Below are 4454 nucleotides of genomic sequence, written 5' to 3' on the forward strand. Positions count from 1 at the left end.
TGGCTCTGGGTGTACAATAAATCTATTGATAATATAACGTGCCTATGAGGGCTCCTGGGAGGGGTTGGTGAGCGGGTTGTCTCTTGAGTCTGTTCTTCTCGAATACGGGGCTTCCGAGGTGTCGGCCATGGAAGTCTACTCGGACATCTTCCAGCTCGGCGATGGCTTCATCCAGACGGAGGGCGAGCCGGGTGGGCTGCACAAGGCCAACCCGATAATCCTCGGCTCGTTCGGCGGGCATTACGACAGCGACGGGAAGCTCGTCGGAGACAGGAGATGCCGCCGAATCCTGTTCGAGGACACGTTCGAGGAGACCCTTGCCGAGTTCCGCGATGCGAACTGGGCGATAACGAACGGTCTCACCTACTGGGGCAGGGCGAACACCGCCGACGCGCAGAGCAAGATGTGCGCCATGATTTTCGACCTCGACGGGCAGGATGACGGCACGCTCACGGCCTTCCTGTACAACTGCCGAAGCGACTACCCTGTTTATCCCGAGCCGAACTACATCATCCTGAGCGGCCACAACGTTCATCTGTACTACGTCCTCGAGGAACCCGCCGACCTATACCCGAACACCAAGAGCCTGCTGAAGGACATGAAGTACCACCTGACCGACAGGATGTGGAACAAGCATACGTCGAGGGAATGGGAGCACCCGCAGCATCAGGGCATCAACCAAGGGTTCCGCGTCATCGGCGGCAAGACGAAGGACGGCGGCACGGTCAGGGCGTTCGCGGTCAACACGCACCCCTTCTCGCTCGAAGAGCTGAACGACTTCCTTCCCCCGGAACAGCAGGTAGACCTGTCGAAGAAGTGGAGGGAGACGAGGTACACGCTCGAACAGGCCAAGGAGAGATTCCCCGAGTGGTACGAGAAGGTCATCGTCGGCGGCGGACGCGCCGACGGCTCGTGGGATGCCAAGGAAGACCTCTACAACTGGTGGCTGCGCAAGATACGCGCGGGTGCGACGTTCAGCCATAGGTACTTCTGCCTGATGGCTCTGGCGATATACGCCGTGAAGTGCGGCATCACCGACCGCGAGCGCGTCAAGGCAGACATGGATTCGCTGGTGCCGTTCCTGGATTCGGTAGACACCGAGCACCCGTTCGGCAACGACCATGAGGTCGAGAACGCTCTCGAATGCCTCGACCTGCGGTACAAGAAGTTCCCCATCAAGGACTTGGAGAGGATATCGGGAATAGCGATCCCGAAAAACAAGCGGAACTACAGGAAGCAGGCGCTGCACCTCAGAATGGCGCGTTCGAACCTTGAGATTCTGAGCGAGGATGCCGGTCATGCGTTGCAAGGTCGGCCGAAGGGAAGCGGTGAGAAGCGCGAGCTGATTCGCTCCTATGCCCGGGAGCACCCGGATGCCAACCACTCGGACATAGCAAAGGCGCTGGGCGTGTCGAGGTCTACCGTCATCAAGTGGCTGAGGGACTGGAAACGTGACACCGACGGTCTGCCGGACGGCGCGTGGTACGAGGACGGTCATATCCACGTCGATATGGCGGAGCCGAAAACCGATTGATTCTTGCCTGTCTCTTATCGTGGTGGTGAAATGGGCTGATACACAGGGTGATACACACCGAGATACACAGGAGATACACGTGCCGCAGAAGATGTTCAGGCTTACAGATGAGCAAATCTGTAAGTTAAAAAATGCTGCCGAGCTGCGCGGATGTTCACAGACTGATTTAGTTCGCGGGTTCATCGATTCGCTTGACGAGGAGCCGCCTGATACACAGGGTGATACACACCGAGATACACAGGAGATACACGGTGGCGTGCAGCAGAAAGAGACCGATTCACGGGCGTTGACCGCGCTCGTCGAGCAGTTGGCCGTCAAGGATGCGCAGCTCGCCAAGAAGGACGAGCAGATAGCCAAGCTCATGGAGACGGTGGCCGACGGCACCAAGGCCGTGCAGGGCGCTCAGGCGCTCCACCACGAGACGGCGCAGGCGCTCGCGCTGGAATCGGCCGAGCAGAAGCTGAGCCGATGGCAAAGGCTCAAGAGGGCTTGGAGGGGCTAACCATGAAGTGGAACGTATCCGTGCTGCGCAGGTCGGGGGAATGCGAGCGCACCGAGGTGGCTGACTTTGAGTTGTCGGAGTTCTTCAACCGAATCGCGAGCGCCGAGGGCAAGGCGTGGGTTCTGTCGGTCGAGCGCGTCGGCGATGTGGGCGATTCCGCGCTCGTCGAGCCTGACGGCGATGAACTCGTATCGCAGCTCGGCAAGCGCCGCTGGCGCGTCATGGGAGACCCGGAGGACGGCTGGTGGGTCGAGGTCGATTCAGACGGCAACGAGCTTCCGGGCGATTGGGAGTACGACCGAAAGGGCGGGTACGTCTACTGCGCGTTCGCCTAGTCGGGCTGTCCGTCTTCTTTCTGCGGCGGCGGCACCGCAGAAAGAAGACTCTCGCGCAAGCGCTCACCGGCCAAGGCCGCTCTTCGAGTTGCAAGATTTGGGAAGTGTACGGACAAACTCCACTGTTGTGGACTTTTTCCTCACTTCCATCTTGCTCCCGAACGGCTTTAGCGGCCTTGACGGGAGAGCGCTTGCGCTTTGGAAAACCGGCAATTTAGAGTTGCCGGTTTTCAGTGGGCGGCAACCCTGCCGCTCGATTTCGCACCGTTTGCAAACGCGGCGGCGCTATTTGCAAACGGATGATTCTGGAAAAACGAGAGGTGCCGAAAGCGACATGCGGAGAAAAGAAGCACGCGTCGAGGTGCGGATGACTGAACACGAGAAGGAGGCCCTCAAGCGAAAAGCCGCCAAAAACGGCATGACGGTTTCCGAATACGCCCGCACGCTCCTTGCCAATTCCGACGATGCGACAATCAGGGTCATTGATACCGAGCCTTTGAGAAAGGCCGCGCACGAACTCGCGAAGCAGGGGACGAACCTGAACCAGTTCATGAGATTCCTGAACACGTACGGCTCGAATGCGCTCGACCATGAGGAAGCCAAGGCGGTTTTGGGAAAGGAGGTTGCGGCGTTCTCTGAAATCATGGAAGCGCTCGCGGCGCTCCGCAGGGAAGCCGACCGGAACAACGTCCATCTTAAAATCGAGGATTTCGACAATGCCGAAAACGACTGACGAGGGCAAGGAAAGGGTCGATGGGCAGGCTAGCCCATCGACCCTCAATCAAGTCTGGTCTTCTGTTTCGACCGTCGCGTCAATTCCGCCGTCGGTGAACGAGTCGGCTTAGATCCGCGCGGGCGCGGAACACGCCGCCCCGTAGTCACCGACAACTACATTGACCCGACTACTCGCCCGATTCCGAATCGAAAACGCGCTCCGGATATACCCGTCGGATGGTCTCGATTCCGTCATAGATTTCATCATCGTCCTCGCGAAAGGCAAGTGACTTGATATTCTGCATGACCCACTTCTGACGGGAGAGCTTGGAAATCGCGAGGGTTTGCGCATCGACCTCATCGTATCCCTTGGCTGCACGCCAAGTTCCGCGTGCGATGCGTTCGTTTCCAAGCCCCTCGACGTTCTTGCCAACGTAGTCATAGAGGGTATCGACCTCGTAACCGTTCTTTTTCGCCTTATCCTCATCGAAGACGATGGTGAAGCTCCAAGGCTCCATTGTCGTTTCAGCCATATGGTCAGTGTCCTTTAGGCCTGTGCTGCCAGATAGTAGTCGAGTGCGTCCCTGTAGACCGAAGACGGCTTCACGCCCTTGCTGCGGGCTATCATGGCCACTCTCTGCGTATCCTTCGCGTCGTAGACCACCGTCACGCGGCGGGTTCCGACCGCGTCGAGGTGTGAGCCGCTGAACACCTTGCCATCGGGTTCCGGCTCGAAGCTGCCGTCCTCGTAGGGCGCGGCCATGCGGTCGAGGTCGGCATCGGTGATGCCGTGCTTCGCCATGAAATCGTTCACGTTCATCCAAATCACCTCTCCAAGCCGAGTTCCCTGAGCGTCTTGCCGCTCGGCGGGGTCATCCCGTGGTAGACGAAGAAGTAGTCATCGTCGGCATCGTAGATGTAGACGAGCTCGACCAGCCTGCTGCGGGAGTCCGTGCCGACGGCAATCCACTCGCCCGATTCGCGTTGCTTGTAGCGAATCATCGACCGCATCGCGGCCATCACGTCCGCTTCGCTCACCTCGGGGTGCCGCCTGCTGATTCTGGGGTGAACCCCTATCTGGCTCATGCCCGCTCTCCTTTCGATATGATATGAAATCATATCATATCTTTCTATCGGGAGAAATACGCCTGCACTTCAAGTGCCAGACAAATGCCAGACGCTTTTATCGGGGAAATGTCTGAGATGCCAGACGTTCTGCCATACACCGTATCTTCTGGCTCTGGGTGTACAATAAATCTATTGATAATATAACGTGCCTATGAGGGCTTCCGGGAGGGGTTCCAGAGGGAGCCTTTTCTTCTGGCTCTGGGTGTACAATAAATCTATTGATAATATAACGTGCCTATGA

The 4454-nt window shown here is 58.1% G+C and carries 7 protein-coding genes; 4 read left to right on the forward strand and 3 right to left on the reverse strand.

The genetic code is table 11. The features are described 5' to 3' along the window. Nucleotides 1–67: 67 nt before the first annotated feature. The 4 genes from DWZ01_RS10445 (at nt 68) to DWZ01_RS10460 (ending at nt 3104) form a co-directional block, all read left to right on the forward strand. Nucleotides 68–1534 carry a helix-turn-helix domain-containing protein gene (locus DWZ01_RS10445; RefSeq protein WP_117848972.1) on the forward strand — a complete coding sequence of 489 codons (1467 nt, stop codon included), beginning with the start codon at nt 68–70 and terminating at the stop codon, nt 1532–1534. 256 nt (nt 1535–1790) lie between these two features. Beyond that, entirely contained in the window at nt 1791–2036 is a 246-nt protein-coding gene (locus DWZ01_RS10660; protein WP_147332655.1) for a hypothetical protein, read from the forward strand. A 2-nt stretch (nt 2037–2038) separates the two neighbouring features. Continuing rightward, nucleotides 2039–2371: a hypothetical protein gene (locus DWZ01_RS10455; protein ID WP_117848977.1), complete on the forward strand. Its 333-nt coding sequence runs from the start codon at nt 2039–2041 to the stop codon at nt 2369–2371. 334 nt (nt 2372–2705) lie between these two features. Continuing rightward, nucleotides 2706–3104, forward strand: coding sequence for a hypothetical protein (locus DWZ01_RS10460; RefSeq protein ID WP_117843713.1), 399 nt, complete (start codon nt 2706–2708; stop codon nt 3102–3104). 169 nt (nt 3105–3273) lie between these two features. Here DWZ01_RS10460 and DWZ01_RS10465 read toward each other — a convergent pair whose 3' ends face one another. The 3 genes from DWZ01_RS10465 to DWZ01_RS10475 are packed head-to-tail and all read right to left on the reverse strand — an operon-like array spanning nt 3274 to nt 4105. Continuing rightward, nucleotides 3274–3618 carry a hypothetical protein gene (locus DWZ01_RS10465; protein ID WP_233506208.1) on the reverse strand — a complete coding sequence of 115 codons (345 nt, stop codon included), beginning with the start codon at nt 3616–3618 and terminating at the stop codon, nt 3274–3276. A 14-nt stretch (nt 3619–3632) separates the two neighbouring features. After that, nucleotides 3633–3905, reverse strand: coding sequence for a hypothetical protein (locus DWZ01_RS10470; protein WP_012814665.1), 273 nt, complete (start codon nt 3903–3905; stop codon nt 3633–3635). Nucleotides 3906–3910: 5 nt separating this feature from the next. After that, entirely contained in the window at nt 3911–4105 is a 195-nt protein-coding gene (locus DWZ01_RS10475) for a hypothetical protein (protein ID WP_233506209.1), read from the reverse strand. Between the last annotated feature and the right edge of the window lie 349 nt (nt 4106–4454).

The sequence above is a fragment of the Collinsella sp. AF28-5AC genome (genome assembly GCF_003457875.1).
Lineage (GTDB): Bacteria > Actinomycetota > Coriobacteriia > Coriobacteriales > Coriobacteriaceae > Collinsella.

Bases quoted from the DNA above. Each gene is read 5' to 3' on its own strand.
- DWZ01_RS10455 (WP_117848977.1), top strand. From the start codon at position 2,039: ATGAAGTGGAACGTATCCGTGCTGCGCAGGTCGGGGGAATGCGAGCGC.
- DWZ01_RS10465 (WP_233506208.1), bottom strand. From the start codon at position 3,618: ATGGCTGAAACGACAATGGAGCCTTGGAGCTTCACCATCGTCTTCGAT.
- DWZ01_RS10460 (WP_117843713.1), top strand. From the start codon at position 2,706: ATGCGGAGAAAAGAAGCACGCGTCGAGGTGCGGATGACTGAACACGAG.
- DWZ01_RS10470 (WP_012814665.1), bottom strand. From the start codon at position 3,905: ATGAACGTGAACGATTTCATGGCGAAGCACGGCATCACCGATGCCGAC.
- DWZ01_RS10475 (WP_233506209.1), bottom strand. From the start codon at position 4,105: ATGGCCGCGATGCGGTCGATGATTCGCTACAAGCAACGCGAATCGGGC.